The 21,842-nt window shown below is 72.9% G+C and carries 20 protein-coding genes and 2 pseudogenes; 16 read left to right on the forward strand and 6 right to left on the reverse strand.

Translation table 11 applies throughout. The features are described 5' to 3' along the window. Positions 1 to 3: 3 nt before the first annotated feature. The 9 genes and pseudogenes from OG370_RS39710 to ppk2 all read left to right on the forward strand — a co-directional run bounded on the left by OG370_RS39710 (position 4) and on the right by ppk2 (position 8,205). Positions 4 to 765, forward strand: coding sequence for an SDR family NAD(P)-dependent oxidoreductase (locus tag OG370_RS39710; protein WP_328473119.1), 762 nt, complete (start codon positions 4 to 6; stop codon positions 763 to 765). A gap of 43 nt (positions 766 to 808) precedes the next feature. Beyond that, positions 809 to 1,549: pseudogene (locus OG370_RS39715) on the forward strand (FadR/GntR family transcriptional regulator); the annotation flags it as partial. A gap of 116 nt (positions 1,550 to 1,665) precedes the next feature. After that, positions 1,666 to 2,811 (forward strand): galactonate dehydratase, encoded by a 1,146-nt coding sequence (gene dgoD, locus OG370_RS39720; RefSeq protein ID WP_328473123.1) that lies wholly within the window; start codon positions 1,666 to 1,668, stop codon positions 2,809 to 2,811. 5 nt (positions 2,812 to 2,816) lie between these two features. After that, positions 2,817 to 3,701 (forward strand): hypothetical protein, encoded by an 885-nt coding sequence (locus tag OG370_RS39725; RefSeq protein WP_328473125.1) that lies wholly within the window; start codon positions 2,817 to 2,819, stop codon positions 3,699 to 3,701. A gap of 138 nt (positions 3,702 to 3,839) precedes the next feature. Continuing rightward, positions 3,840 to 4,463 carry a bifunctional 4-hydroxy-2-oxoglutarate aldolase/2-dehydro-3-deoxy-phosphogluconate aldolase gene (locus OG370_RS39730; RefSeq protein WP_328473127.1) on the forward strand — a complete coding sequence of 208 codons (624 nt, stop codon included), beginning with the start codon at positions 3,840 to 3,842 and terminating at the stop codon, positions 4,461 to 4,463. Continuing rightward, on the forward strand, positions 4,460 to 5,473 hold the full coding sequence (locus OG370_RS39735) for a sugar kinase (RefSeq protein ID WP_328473129.1): 1,014 nt from the start codon (positions 4,460 to 4,462) through the stop codon (positions 5,471 to 5,473). The genes OG370_RS39730 and OG370_RS39735 overlap by 4 nt, the downstream gene beginning before the upstream one ends. Before the next feature lie 171 nt (positions 5,474 to 5,644). After that, entirely contained in the window at positions 5,645 to 6,793 is a 1,149-nt protein-coding gene (locus tag OG370_RS39740) for an inorganic phosphate transporter (protein WP_328473131.1), read from the forward strand. 130 nt (positions 6,794 to 6,923) lie between these two features. Then, entirely contained in the window at positions 6,924 to 7,154 is a 231-nt protein-coding gene (locus OG370_RS39745; RefSeq protein WP_328473133.1) for a hypothetical protein, read from the forward strand. Positions 7,155 to 7,326: 172 nt separating this feature from the next. Beyond that, complete coding sequence (gene ppk2 / locus OG370_RS39750; RefSeq protein WP_328474848.1) at positions 7,327 to 8,205, forward strand: polyphosphate kinase 2; 879 nt, start codon at positions 7,327 to 7,329, stop codon at positions 8,203 to 8,205. A gap of 95 nt (positions 8,206 to 8,300) precedes the next feature. Here the strand turns inward: ppk2 and OG370_RS39755 are convergent, their stop codons facing one another. Further along, on the reverse strand, positions 8,301 to 8,624 hold the full coding sequence (locus tag OG370_RS39755) for an L-rhamnose mutarotase (protein WP_328473135.1): 324 nt from the start codon (positions 8,622 to 8,624) through the stop codon (positions 8,301 to 8,303). A 262-nt stretch (positions 8,625 to 8,886) separates the two neighbouring features. Here OG370_RS39755 and OG370_RS39760 point away from each other — a divergent pair, with 262 nt between their 5' ends. Continuing rightward, positions 8,887 to 9,735 carry a FadR/GntR family transcriptional regulator gene (locus OG370_RS39760; RefSeq protein ID WP_328473137.1) on the forward strand — a complete coding sequence of 283 codons (849 nt, stop codon included), beginning with the start codon at positions 8,887 to 8,889 and terminating at the stop codon, positions 9,733 to 9,735. Positions 9,736 to 9,899: 164 nt separating this feature from the next. Beyond that, positions 9,900 to 10,647 (forward strand): annotated as a pseudogene (locus OG370_RS39765) (carbohydrate ABC transporter permease); the annotation flags it as partial. Positions 10,648 to 10,687: 40 nt separating this feature from the next. Here OG370_RS39765 and OG370_RS39770 read toward each other — a convergent pair. Beyond that, a complete protein-coding gene (locus OG370_RS39770; protein WP_328473139.1) occupies positions 10,688 to 11,941 on the reverse strand; it encodes a Gfo/Idh/MocA family protein in 1,254 nt (417 codons plus the stop codon). A 72-nt stretch (positions 11,942 to 12,013) separates the two neighbouring features. Between OG370_RS39770 and OG370_RS39775 the strand changes: the two genes are divergently transcribed. The 5 genes from OG370_RS39775 to OG370_RS39795 all read left to right on the forward strand — a co-directional run bounded on the left by OG370_RS39775 (position 12,014) and on the right by OG370_RS39795 (position 17,523). Further along, positions 12,014 to 13,228 (forward strand): ROK family transcriptional regulator, encoded by a 1,215-nt coding sequence (locus tag OG370_RS39775; protein ID WP_328473142.1) that lies wholly within the window; start codon positions 12,014 to 12,016, stop codon positions 13,226 to 13,228. A gap of 270 nt (positions 13,229 to 13,498) precedes the next feature. After that, a complete protein-coding gene (locus OG370_RS39780; RefSeq protein ID WP_328473144.1) occupies positions 13,499 to 14,734 on the forward strand; it encodes an ABC transporter substrate-binding protein in 1,236 nt (411 codons plus the stop codon). Position 14,735: 1 nt separating this feature from the next. Next, on the forward strand, positions 14,736 to 15,719 hold the full coding sequence (locus OG370_RS39785) for a carbohydrate ABC transporter permease (RefSeq protein WP_328473146.1): 984 nt from the start codon (positions 14,736 to 14,738) through the stop codon (positions 15,717 to 15,719). Beyond that, complete coding sequence (locus tag OG370_RS39790) at positions 15,712 to 16,545, forward strand: carbohydrate ABC transporter permease (protein WP_328473148.1); 834 nt, start codon at positions 15,712 to 15,714, stop codon at positions 16,543 to 16,545. Before OG370_RS39785 ends, OG370_RS39790 begins: the two co-directional genes overlap by 8 nt. Before the next feature lie 45 nt (positions 16,546 to 16,590). Then, the gene (locus OG370_RS39795) at positions 16,591 to 17,523 is read left to right on the forward strand and encodes a spherulation-specific family 4 protein (protein ID WP_328473150.1); all 933 of its coding nucleotides are present in this window, start codon (positions 16,591 to 16,593) and stop codon (positions 17,521 to 17,523) included. Between the two features lie 146 nt (positions 17,524 to 17,669). Here the strand turns inward: OG370_RS39795 and OG370_RS39800 are convergent, their stop codons facing one another. Genes OG370_RS39800 through OG370_RS39815 form a run of 4 tightly spaced genes read right to left on the reverse strand, consistent with a single transcriptional unit; the run spans position 17,670 to position 21,835 of the window. Continuing rightward, the gene (locus OG370_RS39800) at positions 17,670 to 18,986 is read right to left on the reverse strand and encodes an alpha-glucosidase/alpha-galactosidase (RefSeq protein WP_328473152.1); all 1,317 of its coding nucleotides are present in this window, start codon (positions 18,984 to 18,986) and stop codon (positions 17,670 to 17,672) included. Further along, positions 18,983 to 19,975 carry a carbohydrate kinase family protein gene (locus tag OG370_RS39805; RefSeq protein ID WP_328473154.1) on the reverse strand — a complete coding sequence of 331 codons (993 nt, stop codon included), beginning with the start codon at positions 19,973 to 19,975 and terminating at the stop codon, positions 18,983 to 18,985. The genes OG370_RS39800 and OG370_RS39805 overlap by 4 nt, the downstream gene beginning before the upstream one ends. 4 nt (positions 19,976 to 19,979) lie before the next feature. Next, positions 19,980 to 20,876 carry a carbohydrate ABC transporter permease gene (locus OG370_RS39810; RefSeq protein ID WP_328473156.1) on the reverse strand — a complete coding sequence of 299 codons (897 nt, stop codon included), beginning with the start codon at positions 20,874 to 20,876 and terminating at the stop codon, positions 19,980 to 19,982. Then, the gene (locus OG370_RS39815) at positions 20,873 to 21,835 is read right to left on the reverse strand and encodes a carbohydrate ABC transporter permease (protein WP_328473158.1); all 963 of its coding nucleotides are present in this window, start codon (positions 21,833 to 21,835) and stop codon (positions 20,873 to 20,875) included. Before OG370_RS39815 ends, OG370_RS39810 begins: the two co-directional genes overlap by 4 nt. Positions 21,836 to 21,842: the final 7 nt, after the last annotated feature.

The following is a 21,842-nucleotide window of genomic DNA, read 5'->3' on the forward strand; positions in this document are numbered from 1 at the left end:
CCCATGGACGCACCAACCCCCCGCTTCGCCGGCCGCGTGGCCGTCGTCACCGGGGCCGCCTCAGGAATCGGCGCCGCCACCGCGCGCCGGCTCGCCGCCGAGGGCGCCGCAGTGGTCCTCGCCGACATCGCCGAGCAGGCCGGCGAGGCCGTCGCGGCCGGCATCCGCGAGCAGGGCGGAAGAGCCGCGTTCACCGCCGCCGACGTCTCCTCCCCGGAGGCGTGGCAGCGGGTGCTCGACCAGGCGCACGCCTTCGGCCCGGTCGGGGTGCTCGTCTCCAACGCGTACATCGTGGACGTCGCCCCCGCCCACGAGATGACCCTCGCGTCCTGGGAACGGCAGCTCGCGGTCAACCTCACCGGCGGGTTCCTGGGCTTCCGCGCTCTCCTGCCCGACCTGCGCGAGCAGGACGGCGCGGTGGTGCTCACCTCCTCCGTGCACGCCCACCGGGGTATCCCCGGCCACCCCGCCTACGCGGCCGGCAAGGGCGCGCTGCTGTCGCTGTGCGGCCAACTCGCCGTGGAATACGGGCCCGAGGTGCGGGTCAACGCGGTCCTGCCCGGGCCGATCCTCACCGCCGCCTGGGACCGCGTGCCGCCGGCGGACCGCGAACGCAGCGTCGCCGAGACCGCCGCCGGCCGGTTCGGCCGCCCCGAGGAGGTCGCCGCCGCGATCGCGTTCCTCGCCGCCGCGGAGGCGTCGTACATCACCGGCTCCAGCCTGCTCGTCGACGGCGGCTGGAGCGTCGTCAAGGCGTCCGCGTGACCGTAGTGCGACCCGAACCGACCTTGCAGAAAGGCAGAGACTCATGACGCCATACGCGCGCCGCGGAGTGCACGGCCAGACCGTGGAGACCCTCGCGCGCCGGGTGCTCAGCGGCGAGATCCCGGAGGGCTCCACGCTCGACCTCCCCGCGTTGCAGAGCGAGTTGGACGTCAGCCTGACCGCGCTGCGCGAGGCGCTGAAGGTGCTCGCCGCCAAGGGCATGGTCGACGCGCGGCAGAAGCGCGGCACGTTCGTCCGGGCCCGCGCCGACTGGAACCTGCTCGACGCCGACGTGCTGCGCTGGCAGTTCGCCGAGGGCACCGCGGCCGGCACCGACACCGGGCTGCTGCGCAACCTCGGCGAGGTCCGCGCCATCGTCGAACCCGCCGCGGTCCGGCTCGCCGCGCTGCGCCGCACCGACGACGACCTCACCGCCCTGGACGCGGCACTGACCGCGATGGGCGACGCGGGCGAGGGGCCCGCGCACGCCGTCGAGGCCGACCTCGCCTTCCACCGCGCCCTGCTCGCCGCCACCCACAACGAACTGCTCGAACGCATGGAGATGGTGATCGAGTCCGGCCTCGCCCACCGCGACGAGATCGTGCACTCCTCGCCGCACGGCGAGGACCCCGTGCCCAGCCACCGCGCCGTCCTGGACGCCGTTCGCGACCAGGACCCCGACGCCGCGGAACGCGCCATGCGGGCACTGCTGGAGCAGGCCGTCCGCGACCTGGACCTGGTGCACGGCTCGGGCGCGGAGCAGCAGGCGCGGAAGTCGCCGCGGGGGACCCAAGGATCGCAGGGCACGCAGGGCACGCAGGGAACGCAGGGAACGCAGGGCACCCAGGGAACCCCGGCGGACACGCCGTCGGGACCGCAGTCCGTTTCGGAGGACACGAAGTGAAGATCGTCCGCGTCGAGACCTTCCTCGTACCGCCACGCTGGCTGTTCTGCCGGATCGAGACCGACGAGGGTGTGGTCGGCTGGGGCGAGCCCGTCGTGGAGGGCCGCGCGGAAGTCGTGCGGGCCGCGGTGGACGTGCTCGCCGAGCAGTTGATCGGGCAGGACCCGCTGCGCATCCAGGACCACTGGCAGGTGCTCACCAAGGGCGGCTTCTACCGGGGCGGCCCGGTGCTGTCCAGCGCGGTGGCCGGGCTCGACCACGCGCTGTGGGACATCGCCGGGAAGGTGTACGGCGCACCCGTGCACGCCCTGCTCGGCGGCGCCGTCCGCGACAAGGTACGGGTCTACGCCTGGATCGGCGGGGACGAGCCCAGCCGGCTCACCGAGCAGGTCACCGCGCAGGTCGAGGCGGGCTTCACCGCGGTCAAGATGAACGGCGCCGGCCGCACCGACCCGATACCCAGCGCGGCGGCCACCGCCGCCGCCGTCGCGCGGGTGGCCGCCGTACGCGAGGTGCTCGGCCCGGACCGCGATGTCGCCGTCGACTTCCACGGCCGCTTCACCCCGGCCGGCGCCCGCCGGGTGCTGCACGAACTCGCCCCGCTGCACCCACTGTTCGTGGAGGAACCGCTGCTGCCCGAGCTGGGCCACCTGCTCGGGCCGCTCGCCGCCGGCACCTCGGTGCCGCTCGCCACCGGCGAACGCCTCTACGGGCGGGCCGAGTTCCTGCCCGTGCTCAGCGCCGGGATCGCCGTCGCCCAGCCCGACCTGTCGCACGCCGGCGGCATCACCGAGGTCACCCGGATCGCCGCGCTCGCCGACACGTTCGGCGCGCAACTCGCCCCGCACTGCCCGCTCGGCCCGATCTCGCTCGCCGCCAGCCTCCAAGTCGCCTTCTGCACACCGAACTTCCTCATCCAGGAGCAGAGCCTCGGCATCCACTACAACAAGGAGGCCGACCTGCTGTCCTACCTGGTCGACACCGAGCCCTTCCGGTTCGTCGACGGCCACGCGCACCGCACCACGCTGCCCGGACTCGGCGTCGACGTCGACGAGGCCGCGGTCCGCGCCGCCGACCGGTCCGGCCACGCCTGGCGCAACCCGGTGTGGCGGCACGCCGACGGCTCGTTCGCGGAGTGGTGAGCGGCGTGCCGTCCGACGTCGTCGTCGTCACCGACCCCGCGCACGGCGGCCGTTGGACCTCCCTGCGGACCGGTGACCGGGAGTGGCTCTGGCACCGCGACGAGCCGCGCCGCCCCGGCGCCGCGCCCGGCGACCCGTTCGCCGACGCGGGCGGCGTCGAGGAGTGCGTGCCGACGGTGCGGGGCACCCCCGACCACGGCGACGCCTGGACCCGCCGGTGGACCGACGACGGTGACGGCGACGGCGATGGCGAGGGCACGCACACCGTGCACTGCCCCGACTTCCGGCTGAGCAGGCGCATCCGGCACCTTCCCGGCCGGGCCGTCGCCGACTACCGGCTCACCGCCGCCCCCGGCCACCGCTTCCTGTGGGCGGCCCACGCGCTGCTCGCGGTCTCGCCCGCCGCCCGCCTCGACCTGCCCGCCGCCACCCCGGCACGGCTCTACGAGGACGGCGGCGCGGCGTGGACCCCCTTCACCTGGCCGCACGCGCGGAGCACGGCCGCCGGGGCGGCGGAGAGCGCCGGGCCCACGACCGCCGCGGGTGGCGCCACCGCGCGCGACATCCCCGCAGCCCGCGACATCCCCTTCGACCGGCTCGGCCCCGACGACGGCACCGCGTTCGGCGCGATCGCGCTCGCCGCGCGGGCTTCCGTGCACGACGGCCCCGACACGCTGCGGTTCGCCCTGGAAGTGGACGGCGGGCAACCGGTGTCCGTCGCCGTCTGGCGGAACCTGCGCGGCTTCCCCGCCGGCGCGCCCTACCGCTCGATCGGGGTGGAGCCGATGCTCGGCCGCGTCTTCGACCTCGCCGCGGCGGGGGAGGGCGACGCGGCGGTCGTACCGCCCTCGGGCGAGGTGCGCTGGCGGCTCACCGTCACCGCGGCCTGATCCGGCCCGCGCGATCCGGCGCGGGGCGCTCCCCGGCCCGGCCGGCGCCCACCGCGACCAGGCCCAGGGCGAACCGGCACCTCCCGCCTCCGACCCGTCGCCCTCGCACCCCCACCCACCACCGAAAGGACACCGCAGGTGGACCTGCTCACCGCGTTGCACACCCACCGCCTCGTCGCGATCGTGCGCGGCGACGACCCGCGCGCCGCGCTGCGCTCCGTACTGGCCCTCGTGGAGGAGGGCGTCACCCTGGTCGAGATCTCCCTCAGCGGGGAAGGCGCCCTGGACGTGATCGCGCAGGCCCGTACCGCGCTCGGGCCGGACGCGCCGCTGGGCGCGGGCACCGTACTGACCGCGGCCGACGCCCGCGCCGCGCACCTGGCCGGGGCGGACTTCGCGGTCACGCCGGGGCTCGGGGCGGGCGCGGTGACCGCGCGCGACCTGGGCATGCCGGTACTGGCCGGGGTGATGACGCCGACCGACGTCATCACCGCCCAGGCGATGGGCGCCACGGCGCTCAAGATCTTCCCCGCCGCCCAGGCCGGCGGCCCCGGGTACCTGCGCGCGCTGCGCGGACCCTTCCCCACCACCCCCTTCGTGCCCGTCGGCGGCGTGGACGAGGAAGCGGCTCGCGCCTACCTCGCGGCCGGTGCCACCGCCGTCGGCATCGGCACCCCGCTGCTCGGCGACGCACCCCACGGCGGCTCCGTCGCCGACCTGCGGCTGCGCGCCCGCGCCTTCCGCGCGGCGGTCGCGGCATGAGCGGCGGCGCACCCGCAGCGCCCTTTCCGTACGGGGGCGGCCCGATCGTGTGTGTCGGGGAGACGATGGCCGCGTTCGTGCCGGAGCCGGGCGCGGGGCTCGCCGAGGCGGAGACCGTGCGCGTGGCGGTCGCCGGGGCGGAGTCGAACACGGCGATGTACCTGGCCGAGCACGGCGTGCCGGCGCGGTGGGTGTCCGCGGTGGGTGCCGACCCGCTCGGCGCCCGGGTCCGCGCCCAGGTGGCGGCGTGCGGGGTGGACGTGCGGGGGGTCCGCAGCGATCCGGCGCGGCCGACCGGCCTGATGGTCAAGGACCCGGGCCCGGACGGCACCCGCGTGCACTACTACCGGCGCGGTTCGGCGGCCTCGGCCCTCGGCCCCGGGCTGCTCGCCGACCCGGCGGTGCGGGACGCGGCGCTGCTGCACCTGACCGGGATCACGCCCGCCCTGTCGGCGTCCTGCCACGACCTGGTCCGGCACGCGCTGGACGGCCCGCACCCGGTGAGCTTCGACGTCAACTTCCGGCCCGCGCTGTGGAGCCCGGGACAGGCCCCGGACGTACTGCGCGACCTGGCCGACCGCGCCGACCTGGTGCTGGTCGGGCTGGACGAGGCGCAGGCGCTGTGGGGCCCGCGGATCGCCGCGCCCGCCGACGTCCGCGCGCTGCTGCCCGGCCCGCGGCTGCTCGTCGTCAAGGACGGTGCCCGCGCGGCGACGGCCTTCGACGGCGCGACCGCGTACACGGTGCCCGCCCGCGCGGTGCGCGTGGTGGAACCGGTCGGCGCGGGCGACGCCTTCGCGGCCGGGTTCCTCGCCGGCCTGCACCGCGGCGAGCCGCTCACCCGCGCGCTGCGCCTGGGCCACCTCACGGCCGGTGCCGCGCTCGCGGTGACCGCCGACCACGGCCCGCTGCCGCCGCCCGAACGGATCGCGGAACTGCTGGCCGCGACCGACGACGTGTGGCGCCACCGCACTCCAGGCGCGCCGCCCGGTACGCGAGTCCCCGGATGAGCGCGGCCCGCACGGCGGCCGTCAGGTGCCGGCGGGAACGGAGGGGCGGGGGAGCAGACGTGGTGCCTGGCCGGGTGCCCCGCGGGTGCCGAACCACACGCGCTTCCGGTGCGTACCGTACCTTCACGTCCATGTCTCGCTGAGTACGCCAAGTGATGCTCTCCTGGTGACGTGGACCACATCACCTTTCTTGTGGCAATGGTCATCGTCACGGCGCTGGCCTTCGACTTCACCAATGGCTTCCACGACACCGCGAACGCCATGGCGACGTCGATCGCCACGGGTGCGCTGCGCCCGAAGGTCGCGGTGCTGATCAGCGGGGTCCTCAATCTCGTCGGGGCGTTCGTGTCGACCGAGGTGGCGCGGACCATCTCCGGCGGCATCGTGAACGACAAGCTCGTCACCCCGGGCATGATCTTCGCCGGGCTGGTCGGGGCGATCGTGTGGAACCTCGTGACCTGGCTGCTGGGTCTGCCGTCCAGTTCCTCGCACGCGCTGTTCGGCGGGCTGATCGGAGCGGTGTGGGTGGGCGCGGGACGGAACGGGGTGAACTTCGACCAGGTGGTCGAGAAGATCCTGATACCCGCGGTCGCCTCGCCGCTCGTGGCGGGGCTGGCGGCGCTGGCCGCGACGTACTTCGCCTACCGCATCACCCGGCGCGCCTCGGCCGACCGGGTCTCCAAGGGCTTCCGGATCGGGCAGATCGCCTCCGCCTCGCTGGTGTCGCTGGCCCACGGCACCAACGACGCGCAGAAGACCATGGGCGTCATCACGCTCGCGCTGATCTCCTGCGGAGCCCTCGGCGCGGGCTCGGGCCCGCCGGTGTGGGTGATCCTCACCGCGGGGGTGTCCATCGCGGCCGGTACGTACATCGGCGGCTGGCGGATCATCCGCACCATGGGCAAGGGCCTGGTGGACATCGAGTCGCCGCAGGGCTTCGCCGCGGAGTCCGCGTCGACCGCGGTGATCCTGACCTCCGCCAACCTCGGCTTCGCGCTGTCCACCACCCAGGTCTGCTCCGGCGGCATCCTCGGCGCGGGCGTCGGCCGCCGGCTCGCCGAGGTGCACTGGGGCACCGCGGGCCAGATGGCGCTGGCCTGGCTGGTGACGCTTCCGGCCGCCGCGGCCGTCGGCGCGGTGGCGGCGAGCGCGGTGGTGCACGGCGGCACCCTCGGCACCGTACTGATCGCGCTGGCGGCCGTCGCCGTGGCGGGCGTCATCGTGGTGCTGTCCCGCCGCCGCCCGGTCGACGCGAAGAACGTCAACGACGGCCACGCCACCCCGGCCCCGCCCGCCGCGGGTGCCCGGGTCGGGGTGTGAACGGCCGCGCGCGGTCCGGGCGGGTGCCGCCGCCGGGACCGGAACGCGGACGGTGGCGGGGACAGGGACGACAGGGACGGGCCCGGGAGCCGCGGCGGCAGCGGGGAAGCGACGGCGAGAGGACGGCGACATGCACGTGAAATGGGGTTCGCTGGTGCAGGTCGCCGTGGTGAGCCTCGGCGCCACCGTCGGCGTCGTGGTGCTCTTCGCGCTCGGCGTGTGGGCGCTCGCCGCCCGCGACCAACACCGCGCGTCCGGCGGCGACGGCACCGCGCAGGCCATCAGCGCGGGCGCCTGCTTCGTGGTCTGCGCGTGCGCGGTCCTCTACGGCCTGTACCTGATCATCCCGCAGTTCCACTAGCGGACGATCGGACCGGTGGACCCGTCGACCGCCCGACCCGGTGGCCCTGGCGGATCGACGACGTACGGCCGAGGATGGTGCCGCCTGCCCCGCGCGGGCGGCGGACGTGGACGGAAGGACGGGTGAGACGGTGCGGCACACCAGCTCCGGCACCGGCGAACTGCTCGCCGGTATGACGGTCGACTACACCGATCAGGACGACCCGGTGCTGGTCCGCGCGGACGGCAGCACCGTCGACACCTGGCGGGAGAACTACCCGTACGGTCAGCGGATGGAGCGGCCGGAGTACGAGCGGCACAAGCGGCTCCAGCAGATCGAATTGCTGAAGCTCCAGCGCTGGGTGAAGGAGACCGGGCAGCGCCTCGTCATCCTCTTCGAGGGGCGCGACGCCGCCGGCAAGGGCGGCACCATCAAGCGGTTCATCGAGCACCTCAACCCGCGCGGCGCCCGGGTGGTCGCGCTGGAGAAGCCCAGCGAGCGCGAGAGCGGCCAGTGGTACTTCCAGCGGTACGTCGCGCACCTGCCCACCGCCGGCGAGATCGTGCTGTTCGACCGGTCCTGGTACAACCGGGCGGGCGTGGAGCGGGTGATGGGCTTCTGCACCGACGACGAGTACCACCGCTTCATGCGGCAGGCGCCCGCGTTCGAGCGGATGCTCGTGGACGACGGCATCCAGCTGGTGAAGTTCTGGTTCTCCGTCTCCCGCAACGAGCAGCGCACCCGCTTCACCATCCGCCAGGTCGATCCGGTGCGGCAGTGGAAGCTCAGCCCGATGGACCTGGCCTCGCTGGACCGCTGGGACCAGTACACCGCCGCGAAGGTCGCGATGTTCCACGAGACGGACACCGCGTACGCGCCCTGGACGGTGGTGAAGAGCAACGACAAGAAGCGGGCCCGGGTCGAGGCGATGCGCAGCGTGCTGGCCCGCTTCCCGTACACCGACCGCGACGACGAGGTGGTCGGCGAGCCGGACCCGCTGGTCGTCGGCGCCGCCGCGAACCTGCTGGAGGCGGGCGAGGACGCCGCGGCCCGGTCCCTGCTGAGGCCGTGAACGGTCGCACCGGGCGGACGGATTGATCTATTCATTTCCCGGGCTCCCTGCGGATGGTCGCCGTCGGGGGCCCGGGCCATCGTCGGGGAGCCGGATCAGTCGAGGTGGAAGACCTCCTCCGCCGGCACCCACCACTCGCCCGGGGCGGCGCTGTCCAGGGGCCGCTGGCACGGGTCGGTCAGCTCCCACCACCGGCGGGTGACGGGGTCGGCGGCGATGGCCGCGGTGTCCGCGGCGTAGTCGGTGCCGGTGTACTCCAGGTAGCTGAAGAGCAGGCCGTCGCGCAGGAAGATCGAGTAGTTGGCGATGTGGGCCCGCTTGAGGGCGGCCTGCACGCCGGGCCAGACGTCGGCGTGCAGGCTCCGGTACTCCGACTCCTTCTCCGGCCGCAGCCTGATCACGGTGGCGAATCGCCGCATGGTGTCGGTCCTCCCGTCCGGCCGCCGCGCCCGGTGGCGCGATGACGGCGCAGATCTGCTTCATCGATCGGGAAGAACCTTATGCATCCCGTCTCGGTCCGGCAATCCTCCGGAGCCGACCGGACCAGCTGGGAGAGTGTGATGCGATTTGCTCTCTTTTAGTCCGGGAGTTGACGGGAGATCCGAGGTCTTCCCTTCCCGTAACGTGGATGCCATAGTGACGGCGCAAATGAACGTGATTAATCGACGAGGAGGTCGCCCGGTGTCTGGCGAACGTGGTGCCTTGCCCCCGACCGGTGACGGTGGCGCGGCGGGTGGCCGTTACCGGCCGGGCTATGAACTCGTCGCCGACCAGGTGCTGAGCTACATCGCCGACCAGGGACTGCGGCCGGGTGACCGGCTGCCCACGGAACAGGGGCTCGCCGAGATCCTGGGCGCGACCCGCAACGTGACCCGGGAGGCGGTCAAGGTGCTGGCCGCGATCGGGCGGCTGAGCGTACGGCGCGGCGCCGGCATCTTCGTGGCCGAGTCGCCGGGCGGGCCGGTCGACGACCAGCTCGCGCACTTCCAGCCGACCAGCATGGAACACGTCCTGATGCTGCTGGACTACCGCACGCTGATCGAGTCGGAGACCGCTCGGCGGGCCGCGGCCCAGGCCACACCCATCGAGGTCCGGGCGATCCGGGAAGGAGCGGAGAGCTCGCTCGTCGCCGGTCGCGCGGCGGACTCGGACACCTTCGCCCGTGCGGACGCGGACTTCCACGACGCGATCGGGATCGCCGCGCACAACGTCTTCCTGCGGGCCGGCGTCGGAAGCGTCCGGCGGTTCGCCGCGCAGTCGGACGTGCTGCTCTTCCACGGCGACGTGCCCGGCTCGCTGGAGGTCGCCGGCCACCAGCACGTCGCCATCGCCGAGGCCATCGCCGCGGGCGAACCCGAGGGCGCCGCCGACCTGATGGCCGAGCACATCGCCACCACCCAGCGCCAGTTCGAGCGCAAGATCCGCGACCGGGTCTTCGATCTGGCCGGCAACCGCGGCACCACCGCGGCCGGCGGCGGGTCCCAGGGCGACGAGTCCGCGCCCCCCTCACCTCGGTCGTCCGCCTCCTAGCCCGTACGACCCGCACCGACCGCACCACCCGTTCACCCCGCACCGTCTGTTCTGGCCGCGCCATCCGTTCACCCCGCGCCATCCGTTCACCCCGCCACCTGTCCAACCCGTTCCGCCCGCGTCCCCGCCCCGCCCCGTACCGACCCCGCCTCGACCCGCGCGCCCACGACAACCCGCTCTCGTTCGGCTCGCTGCACCAGGTCGGCGCCGCCTGGCGGCACCTGTACGACTTCCAGGACCAACGTGCTGCTGGTGTGGCTGCGCAACTCCGCGGTCTACTCGCTCGGTTCGCTGGTGCTCACCCTGCTCACCAGTCTGCCGGCCGGCTACGCGCTGGCCCTGACCCGGTTCCACGGCCGCCAGACGCTGCTCCTCGCCATCCTGGTGACGATGATCATGCCGTCGGCGACGCTGGTGCTGCCGATCTTCCTGGAGCTGAACCGCTTCCACCTGATCGGCACCATCTGGTCGGCGATCCTGCCGTTCTCGTTCTACCCGTTCGGCGTGTACCTGGTGTACATCTACTTCGCCACCAGCCTGCCGCGCGACCTGCTGTCCGCCGCGCGGATCGACGGCTGCTCGGAGTGGCAGCTGTTCTCCCGGATCGCGCTGCCGCTGGCCAAGCCGGTGGTCGGCCTGGTGGCGTTCTTCAGCTTCGTCGGCAACTGGAACAACCTCTTCCTGCCGTACCTGGTGCTGCCCAGCAGCGACCAGTTCCCGATCCAGGTGGGGCTCAACCAACTGCTCACCTCCACACCGTCGTTCAACCCGGTCGCCGGTGCCGGGCCGAACATCACCATCCCGGAGCTGGCGCTGGCGATCATCGTCGCCATCCTGCCGGTGCTCGTGCTCTTCCTGTTCTCCCAGCGCACCCTCGTCTCGGGGATGCTGGCCGGCGCCACCAAGGAGTGACCTCGGCGGGCGGCGGACCGGGCGAACGGGCCCGCGGGGACTACGGCGCCACGTCGACCACGGTGCCGCTGACCCGGGCCCGCTCCGCCGCCCACACCACGCGGTGGCCGGCCAGGCTGGTGGCGGCGTCGGACCGCAGCAGCTCCGCGTCGCCGGTCGCGACGGCCGCGAGGAAGGCGTCCATCAGCGCCTCGTCGCCGCCGCCGTGCCCGTCGGCGGCGGACGCGCCCGCCTCGGCCCCGACCTCGACCGTCTCGTCCGCGCCGGTGAGGAAGTCCACCCGGCGGATGGTCCGGCCGTCGCCGTCGAGGAAGCCGCGGGTGCCCATCAGCCGGGTCCTGCGGTGCTCCATCGGCGTGAACGCGCTCATCGTGAACGAGCAGGTGGCGCCGTCGTCGAACTCCATCGACACCACCTGGTGGTCCACCACGTCGTTGTCGCAGGCGTACACGCAGCGGCCGTACGGTCCGGTGCGCAGCGCCGCCAGCACCCCGGCCTCGGTGTGGTCGTCGGTGACCGCCGACAGCGGCCAGAACCGGCTGTCCGCGTCGGCGAGGCAGTCCAGGTACAGCCGCTTCGCGGAGTACGGGCAGGTGGACTCCAGCGGGCAGTCCAGGCACCGCTCGGCGGCGTCCTTCGGGGCGTCCTCGGCACGGAAGTGGGAGAGGCTGCCGAAGGAGCCGACCCGCCGCGGCGCCCGGCCGAACAGGTGCAGCAGCCAGTCGATGTCGTGGCAGGACTTGGTGAGCAGCATCGGCGCGGAGGTGCCCGAGTTGCGCCAGTTGCCGCGGACGAAGGAGTGCGCCTGGTGCCACCAGCCGACCGGCTCCAGGTGCTGCACGCTCACCAGCCGGCCGATCGTCCCGTCGTCCAGCATCCCCTTGAGCGCACGGGTGTAGGGGGTGTAGCGCAGCACGTGGCAGACGGCCAGCATGATCTTGTTGCGCTCGGCCGCCGCCGTGATCACCTCGGCCTCGGCCTCCTCGGTGGCCATCGGCTTCTCCAGGAGGATGTGGTAGCCCTGGTCGGCCAGTGCCACGGTGGGCCCGCTGTGCTGCCGGTCCTGCGTGGCCACGATGGCGGCGTCGGCGAGCGGTCCGGCCGCGGCCAGTTCGGTCCAGTCGGTGTACACGCGGTCGGCCGGGACCGCGAACTCGCGCGCCGCGGCGGCGCGTCGCCCGGGGTCGGGCTCGGCCACCGCCACCACCCGGCCCTCGCCGGTGTCATGGGCGCGGCGCGCGTACGACAGGCCGCGCAGCCCGGCGCCGACGAGAGCTAGAGTCACCCGAGACATGGGGTCCTTTCCCGTACTTACGAAGGAGTCCCTCATTATTAGGTTTGTGGCAACCGATCTCAAGGGGGCCTGGTGACCGACGCTGCGCCGGGCGGCGACCTGTCCCAGCTCCGGCGGCTCAACTCGCTCGCGCTGATCGGCGTGTTGCGCGAGGAGCCGGGGCTGACGCTGACCGAAATCTCCCGCCGGACCGGGCTGTCCCGGGCCTCCACCGAGGACGTGGTCCGCGAGCTGCTGGAGCGCGGCTGGCTGGCCGACGTGCCGGCCGCGGCCGGCGCCGTGGGCCGGCCGGCCCGCCGGTACCGGTTCCGGGCCGACGCCGGCCGCGTGCTGGGCGTGGACATCGGCGGCCACAAGATCCTCGCCCTGGTCGCGGACCTGGACGGCACGGTGCTGCACAGCGGCCGGATCGCCGTCGCGCCCGCGATGGGCCGCAAGCAGCGGCTGGCGGCCCTGGACCGCGCGGTGGCCGACGCGCTGGCCGGGGCGGGGGTGGCCGCCGACGGGATCTGGGCGGTGGGCGCGGCCACCACCGGGCTGGTGGACGGCGCGGGCCGGGTGATGCTCTCCGAGGCGCTGCCGGAGTGGACCGGGGTGGACGTGGCCGGGCACCTGGGCCGGCGGGTGGGCGGCCCGGTCCTGGTGGAGAACGACAGCAAGCTCGCGGCGCTCGCCGAGTCCTGGCGCGGCGCGGCCCGCTACGCCAAGGACGTGGTGCTCATCCTGGCGGGCCTGCGCACCGGCGCGGGCCTGATCATCGACGGCAAGCTGCACCGCGGCTTCGGCAACGCCGCGGGCGAGATCGGCGCGCTGCCCGCGTCGGGGTGGATCAGGGCCCAGGAGCACCTGAAGTCCTGGCCGGCCGCCGATCCCGAGGGCGACCTGGACGCGGCGGCGGAGGCGGTCTTCGAGGCCGCGCGGGCCGGCGACCGCAAGGCGGCGGCGGTGGTGCGCCGCTACGTCCGCGACGTCGCCGTCGGCGCGGCCGCCCTGGTGCTGACCCTGGACCCCGAACTCGTGGTGATCGGGGGCGGGTTCTCACGATCCGCAGACCTGATCGCCGAGCCGCTGCGGCGCGAGCTGGACCGCTGGTGCATCCGCACGCCCGAGGTGCGGGTGTCGGAGTTCGGCGACGAGGGTGTGGCCCTGGGCGCGCTGCGCCTCGCGCTCGACCACGTGGACCGCGAACTCCGGGAGAGCGCCGACCTCGGCGGTCCCGAGCGCTTCGCGCGGGGGCCGGCCGGGGCGGGGCGGGGCGGCGGCGGCCGGGGCGACGGGGGCCGCTGACCTGCTGGTACGGTGCGACGCCGGGTGGCGGAAACGCTTCCGCGACGCCGCCCGTAGCCGTGCCCGCGCGGCGCGCGGCAGGCCCGGAACGCGGCGTGCGAGGAGGGCCGGCACGCGGCGGCAACGACTTCGTAACCGCCCCGGGTATTGACTTAATTTCCCTGGACTCCATGATTAGGCGAACTCGATGCCCTTGCTGGCCGGTCGGCGCGGAGGGCTTCTCGACTGTCGGGAGGACATGGGATGCGGAACTCGGTGCGGTGGCCTGCGATGGCGTTGGGGGTGGTCCTGGCCGCCTCTGCCTGCTCGTCGGGCGGAAGTGGTTCGGCGTCCTCCGACGGCAAGGTCACGCTGTCCTACGGGGTGTGGGACGCCACCCAGAAGTCGGCGATGGAGGAGCTCGGGAAGGCGTTCACCAAGACCCACCCGAACATCTCGATCAAGGTCGAGCTGACCCCGTGGGCCGACTACTGGACCAAGCTGAAGGCCGCGGCGACCGGCGGTTCCGCTCCTGACGTGTTCTGGATGAACGGCCCCAACTTCCAGCTGTACGCGTCCAACGGCGTGATCCGCCCGCTGGACGACGACATCGCCAAGGACAAGGTGCCGCTGTCGGCCTACCCGAAGCAGCTGGTGGACCTCTACACCTACCAGGGCAAGCACTACGGCCTGCCGAAGGACATGGACACCGTCGGCGTCTGGTACAACAAGGCGCTCTTCGACGCCGCCAAGGTGCCCTACCCCAAGGCCGGTTGGACCTGGAGCGACTTCCAGCAGGCGGCCGCGAAGCTGACCGACAGCAGCAAGGGCCAGTACGGCACCGACGCGGAGCTGACCAGCTTCCAGGAGTACCAGTACAACACCATCGCCCAGGCCGGTGGCCACGTCATCTCCGCCGACGGCAAGAAGTCCGGCTACGACGACCCGAAGACGATCGAGGGCCTGCGCTTCTGGACCGACCTGATCGCGAAGAAGGAGTCGCCCGACCTCAAGACGATGACCGACACCGCGCCGCTCCAGCTCTTCGAGGCCGGCAAGATCGCCATGTACTGGGGCGGTTCGTGGGACGCGACGGAGTTCGGCGGCAACAGCTACACCAGGACGCATGTGGACGTCGCCCCGCTGCCCAAGGGCGTCAAGCAGGCCACCGTCATCCACGGCGTCGCCAACGTGGTCTCGGCCAGGACCCACCACGCCGACCAGGCATGGCAGTTCGTGAAGTTCCTCGGCTCCAAGCAGGCCGCGGACATCTTCGGCGCCAAGGGCACCATGCCCGCCTACAACGGCACCCAGGGCGCCTGGATCGCCGCGCACCCGCAGTTCAAGCTCCAGACGTTCCTGGACGAACTCCCGTACGCCGTGCCCTTCCCCGTCTCCAAGGACACCGCGGCCTGGAACGAGGAGGAGCTGACCTACCTGACCAAGGTGTGGAACGGCGACGAGTCGCTCGACAAGGCGGCCAAGGAACTCGCCACGGCGATGAACGCCTCGCTCGCCAAGGAGTGACATGACGATCACCTCCACCCCGGGCGCCGCCCGCACCGAGCAGCCGCCGCCCGACGGCGGCCGCCGAGGCCGGGCCCGCCGCCGCCCGCGCCGCGACCGGGTCGTCGAGGCGCTGTGGGGATACGCGTTCATCGCCCCGATCGGCCTCGGCCTCGCGGTGTTCTACCTGTGGCCGGTCGTGCAGACCGCGTACTTCTCCTTCACCGCCTGGGGTGCCTTCGGCGGCCACACCTGGAGCGGCCTGGACAACTACCACCGGATGCTGCACGACCACGAGTTCGGCCAGGCGATGGTCAACACCCTGGCGTACACCGGGCTCGGACTGGTCTCCATCCCGCTGGCGATCGTCTTCGCCGCCCTGCTCAACCGGCCCGGCCTGCGCGGCATCGGCGTCTACCGCACGCTGTTCTTCCTGCCGGTGGTCACCATGCCGGTGGCCATCGCCATGGTCTGGCGGTGGCTCTACAACGGCGACTACGGGCTGGTGAACTACCTGCTCTCGCTGGTCGGCGTCGACGGCCCCAACTGGATCGCCGACCCGCGGGTGGCGCTGTACGCGCTGGTCGCGGTCGGCGTGTGGAGCAGCATCGGCTACAACCTGGTGATCTTCCTCGCCGGCATGCAGGCCATCCCGAAGGAGTACTACGAGGCCGCCGAGATCGACGGCGCGGGCCCCGTACGGCAGTTCTTCTCGGTCACCATCCCGCTGCTGTCGCCCACCGCGTTCTTCGTGTCGGTGATCTCGGTGATCGGCTCGCTGCAACTGTTCGACCTGGTCTACGTGATGGCCGGCTCCGGCGACGCCGCCCGCGCCAACCCCGCCTTCCCGCGCCTGGAGACCGTCGTGCAGCTCTTCTACGACCGGGCGTTCGTCACCAACGACCGCGGCTACGCGGCCGCGATCGTCATGGTGCTGCTGCTGGTCATCATCGCCCTGACGGCCCTTCAGTTCCGCATGCAGAAAAGGTGGGTGCACTATGGCTGAGGCCCGTTCCCGGCGCACGGGTTCGCACTTCGGCGTCCACACCGTGCTGATCGCCGCCTCGCTGGTGATGGTCGGGCCGTTCGTGTGGGAGGCCGTCACCTCGCTGAAGTCGCTCACCGACGCCACCCATGTGCCGCCGTCGCCGCTGCCCGGCAGCCAGTGGTCGAACTACCGCAAGGTCTTCGACCTGCTGCCGTTCGGCCACCAGTTCCTCAACACGCTGCTGATGGCGCTGGGCCGCACCCTCGGCCAGGTCGTGCTGTGCCCGATGGCCGCCTACGCCTTCGCGCGGCTGCGCTTCCCCGGCCGCGGCGTGCTGTTCGGGCTGTTCCTGTCGGTGCTGATGGTGCCGCCGCAGCTGTTCATCATCCCGCAGTACCAGATCATGTCCGACCTCGGCTGGCTCAACAGCCTCCAGGCGCTGATCCTGCCCGGCATGTTCAGCGCGTTCGGCGTCTTCCTGCTGCGGCAGTCGTTCCTGGCGCTGCCCAGGGAGTTGGAGGAGGCCGCGCGGATCGACGGCGCCGGGCCGTTTCGGATCTACTGGTCGGTGATGCTGCCGCTGGTGCGCCCCGGTCTGGTCGCGCTCGGCGTCCTCGCCCTGCTGTGGAGCTGGAACGACCTGTTCTGGCCGCTGGTGGTGAACACCGACCCCGACAAGATGACCCTCTCGGCCGGACTCGCGTCCCTCCAGGGCCAGTTCCAGACCGACTACCCCGTGCTGATGGCCGGCTCGCTGCTCGCGTCGCTGCCGGTCATCGTGGTGTTCGCCTTCCTGCAACGGCAGTTCGTGCAGGGCATCGCGCACACCGGAGTCAAGGGCTGACCGGCCCGCTCCTCCACCCCACCCCCCACCGTGAAAGGGGCACACGTGTTCTCCTCCCACCGATCGACCCACCGATCGACCTCCCACCGCCCGGCGGCCGGCTCCGGCCGGACCGCCGGGCGGGCACGGGCGGCCGTGCTCACCGCGGTCGCCACCGCGCTCGCGCTCACCGCGCTGGGCACGGCGGGCGCCCCGGCGAACGCCGCCGCCGGCGTCCAACACGTCGCCGTACCCGCCTACTTCAACCCCTCGGACGCGGCCGGCGCCGGCTACTGGAACCAGATCGACCAGGCAGGACCCGGCGTCGGCATCGCCGTCGCCAACCCCTCCAACGGCCCCGGCACCGCCGCCGACAGCGGCTACGCCCAGGCCGTACGGTCGGCCACCAATTCCGGCACCAAGGTGATCGGCTACGTGGACACCGGCTACTTCGGCACCACCGGCCGCACCACCCGCGACGGGCAGACCACCGTCGCCGCCTGGACGGCGCAGATCCAGGCGGACGTCGCGAACTGGTACTCCTGGTACGGCTCCTCGGGCCTGGCCGGGATCTTCTTCGACGACGCCCTGAACGACTGCGGCACCGGCAACGCGCACGTGAACCTCTACTCGGGGATCAACACCACCACCAAGCAGGCGCACCCCGGCGCCCTCACCGTCGACAACCCCGGCGCACCCGCCGACCAGTGCTACTCCTCGGCCGCCGACATCCTGGTGATGTTCGAGGGCACCTACGCCACCTACGCCTCCTGGACCCCGCCCGCCTGGGAGCTGAACGCCACCGACCCCGGCAAGTTCTGGCACCTGGTCTACGCCACCCCCACCCAGGCCGACCTCGACACCACCGTCTCGCTGAGCAAGCAGCGCAACGCCGGCTACCTCTACGCCACCCCCGACGACCTGCCCAACCCCTGGGACACGCTGCCCACCGGCAGCTACTGGTCCGAGGAGCTGAGCGGGACCGCCGGCGCCAGCTGACCGAAAGGCCGCGCACCGCAGGGGAGGCAACTCCCCTGCGGTGCGCGGCCCGGGTGGTGCGCGGCCCGGGTGGTGCGCGGCCCGGGTGGTGCGCGGCCCGGGTGGTGCGCGGCCCGGGTGGTGCGCGGCCCGTCAGGCCGGGCGGATCAGCTGCCGAGCACCGCCCGCAGGCCCGGCTGCAGCAGCTCCCCGTGCGCGCGCACCATGTCGTCGCACAGCTGCCAGATCTTCTCCACCGGCAGCGCCGCCGCCGTCGCCGGGTCGGCCATCGCCGCGTGCCGGATGTGCCGCGGATCGTCCTCGACCGCCGCCCGCACCACCAGGTCGTTCATGCTCAGGTAGGAGCGGTTCAGCGCCGCGCACTGCGGCGGCAGCGCCCCGACCCGGGTCGGCTGCACACCCAACGCGTCGACCAGGCACGGCACTTCGACGGTGCCGTGGGCGGGCAGGTTGTCGATCAGGCCGCGGTTGGTCACGTTGCCGTAGACCGTGCGGGGCGTGCCCGTCACGATGCTGTGCACGATCTGCGGCGCGTACTCCATCGTGCCGGCCACCGGCAGCGGGGTGCCGGCCGCGAGCGAGTCGCGGGTCTTCTCGTACTCCGCCACGTTGTCGGCCACGATGTCGAGGTAGGTGCCGATCGGCAGCCGCAGCCGCTCCACCTCGCTCGCGTGGCCGAGATACCACGGCACGTACTCCGAGGAGTGCTCGCTGGTCTCGGTCGGGTAGTAGCCCAGCCGCCGGTACATGTCCACGCGCACCCGGCGGCGCAGTTGCGGGTCCCGCTCGATCAGCGCGTCCAGCCGCGGGTACACGCTCTCGCCCTGGTGCTCGAAACGCAGCACCCACGCCTGGTGGTTGACGCCGGCGGCCTGGTAGCGGACCTCCTCGAACGGCACCTCCAGCAGCTCGCACAGGTCGTGCATCGTCCAGTACACCGAGTGGCACAGGCCGACCACCCGGGTCAGCCCGGTCGCCTCGGCGAGGTACTGGACGTTCATCGCCATCGGGTTGGTGTAGTTCAGCAGCCACGCGTCCGGGCACACCTCCGCGATGTCCTGCCCGAGCGCCTTGAGCAGCGGGAAGGTGCGCAGCGCGCGGAAGATGCCGCCGACGCCCAGGGTGTCGCCGATGGTCTGCCGCACCCCGTAGCGGGCCGGCACCTCGAAGTCGGTGCGGGTCGACTCGCCCATCCCGACCTGCACGATGTTCACCACGAAGTCGGCGCCGGCGAGCGCCTCCCGGCGGTCGGCGTGCGCGGTGATCCGCGGCCCGGCGCCCAGGTGCGCGGCGATGTGCCGGGCCGCGCCCTCCGCGGTCGCCAGCCGCTCCGCGTCGATGTCGTGGAGCGCGATGTGCACGCCCTTCAGCTCCTCGAAGGCGAACAGGTCGGCGAGCAGCCCCTGGGTGAACACGACGCTCCCGGCGCCGATGAACGCGATCTTGGCAGTGGTGGTGGTCACGTGCTCTCTCCGTGGTTCTGCCCCGGGTCCGGGGCGGTGGTGCGGGACGCGGCCAGCGCCTCGTCCCAGGTGGGCTGTGCGCCGGTGCCGCCGTGCGCGCGGGTGGACAGCGCGCCGCAGGCCGCGGCGAGGGCAAGCGCGTCTTCGAGGGGCAGGCCGGCCAGCATCCCGGCGACGAACCCCGCGTCGAAGCTGTCGCCCGCGCCGACGGTGTCCAGCGGCGTCACCGGCACCGCGGGCGTACGCAGCAGGGCCGTGCCGTCGTGCGCGAGCGCTCCGTCGGCGCCGTCCTTCACGACGACGGTCGGACCCTGGCAGGCCAGCGCCGCGGCCGCCCGCTCCAGCTCGGCCGCGCCCGAAAGCGCCCGCGCCTCCTGGGCGTTGGGCAGCAGGTAGTCGGTGACCGGCAAGGCGGCCGCGAGGCCCGCCGGGTCCCACCGCCCCTCCGGGTCGTCGTTGGTGTCGAGCGAGGTGGTCGCGCCGTGCCCGCGGGCGGTACGGAACAGGTCCGGCAGCGCCGCGGCGAGCTTCGGCATCAGGAAGTACGAAGCGGCGTGCACATGGCGGCAGTCGGCGAGCAGCGCGGCCGGCACGTCGTCGCCGGTGGTGGCGGCCAGCGTGCCGGGCGCGGTGAGGATGGCCCGGTCGCCGCCCTGCTCGCCCGGCCCCGCGGCCCGGTTGAGGACCGCGGTCAGCGGCGACGGCAGGCCGGGGTCTTCCCGCAGCGCGTCGGTGTCCACCCCCCGGGCGGCGAGCGCGGCGCGGACGTACGCGCCGGTGTCGTCGGCGCCGATCCGCCCGGCGAAGGCGACCTTCAAGCCGAGCCGGGCCGCGCCGCAGGCCATGATGGCCGCCGAGCCGCCCAGCGTGAGCAGCCCGGTGGAGACCAGTTGCTCGCGCTGCCCGAAGGCGAGCGGCCCGGTCAGCGGGCCGACCACGACATCGGGGTTGACGTCCCCGACCACCAGCAGGTCGAACGTGGGTGGCATCGGATCAGCCCTTCAGGCCGCTGGAAGTGATGGACTGGATGAACGACTTCTGCGCGCCCAGGAAGGCGAGCAGCACCGGCAGCACCGTGACGACGTTCCCCGCCATCACCGCCGACCACTTGGTGTGGTGCTGCCCCTGGAAGGTGGTCAGCCCCAACTGGAGCGTGTAGTGCACGTCGTGGTTGATCGCGATCAGCGGCCAGGTCAGGTCGTTCCAGGTGCTGAGGAAGGTCAGCACCGCGACCGTGCTCAGCGCCGGCCGGGACAGCGGCAGCACCACCGACCACAGCACCCGCAGCCGCGAGCAGCCGTCGATCCAGGCCGCCTCCTCCAGCTCCCTGGGCAGCGACAGGAAGAACTGCCGCAGCAGGAACACCGCGAACGGCGTGACCAGCGACGGCACGATCAGCGCGCCGAGCGAGTCGATCAGCCCGAGCCGCTTCATCACCAGGAACGTCGGGATCATCGTCAGCTGGAACGGGATGGCCATCGTGGCCAGCATCGTCACCAGCAGAATCCGCGACCCGGCGAACCGCATCCGCGCGAAGGCGTACCCGCCCAGCGCGCCGAAGACCAGGTTCGAGGCGACCGCGGACACCGACACGATCAGCGAGTTGGCGAACCAGCGCGGGAACATCGCGTTGCCCAGCACGTAGCGGTAGCCGCTCAGGTCGATGTGCGAGGGCCACAGCGCCGGCGGGAAGCGGTTGATCTCCGCGTCGCTCATCACCGAACTCAGCAGCAGCCACACCAGCGGTATCGCGAACAGCAACGCCAGCGGGGCCAGTGCCAGGTGCCAGGCGCTGAACGGCAGCAGCCGGCGGGCCCGGCCGCCGGCCGGGGCGGCGGACGGCGTGTCCGAGTCGGGGACGGCACGCGCGGGCGCCGAGGTCGCGGTCATCGGGTGGCTCCTTCCAGGCGGTCCGTGCCGCGGCGGCGCAGCAACCGGGTTCCCGCCGCGAGCACGAGCAGGGCCACCGCCAGGACGTACGCGGCCGCCGCCCCGTATCCGGCGGTGAAGTTCTGGAAGGCCATCTCCCAGATGAAGTAGACGATCACCGTCGTCGAGCCGAGCGGGCCGCCCTTGGTGGTGACGTACACCAGGTCGAAGACCTGCAGGGACTCGATCACCTGCCACACCAGCAGGAAGACGTTCACCGGGGTGAGCGTCGGCAGCACCACGTGCCGCAGCAGGTGGCGGCGGCCGGCGCCGTCCAGCCGGCCCGCCTCCAGCAGCTCCGGCGGCACGTCCTGCAGCGCGGCGAGGTAGACCACCAGGCAGAATCCGGTGCCGCTCCACAGCGAGATCGCCACCAGGACGTACAGCGCCTGCCCGGGGTCGGTGAGGAAGCCCTGCGCGGGGATGTGCAGCGCGTGCAGCACCGAGTTGGCCGCGCCGAACTCCGGGTCGAGGATGAAGGAGAACAGCACGCCCTGCGCGGTCGCCGAGATGACGAACGGCACGAAGATCAGCGTCCGGTACAGGCCGACCAGCCTGATCCTGCGGTTCAGCGCGAGCGCCAGCACCAGCCCGAGGGCCATGCTCAGCGGCACGTACAGCGCCGTGTAGATGAGCGTGTTGCGCACCGCCTGGCGGAAGTTCGGGTCCTGACTCAGCGCGTGGTAGTTCTGCAGCCCGACCCAGCGGCTGGGCGTGACCAGGTCGTCGGCCTGGAAGGACAGCAGCAGCGACCAGATCACCGGCAGGACGCTCAGGCCGAGGATGACCAGCACCGAGGGCATGACGAACGCCCACGCGGCGGTCGACTCCGAGCGCCGCCGGCGGCGTCGGGCCCGCCGCAGCTCGGCGTCGGTCGGGGCGCCGGCGGGCAGGGTGAGCGGGGTGGGAAGGCGAGGCATGGGTCCT

The sequence above is a fragment of the Streptomyces sp. NBC_00448 genome, from assembly GCF_036014115.1.
Lineage (GTDB): Bacteria > Actinomycetota > Actinomycetes > Streptomycetales > Streptomycetaceae > Actinacidiphila.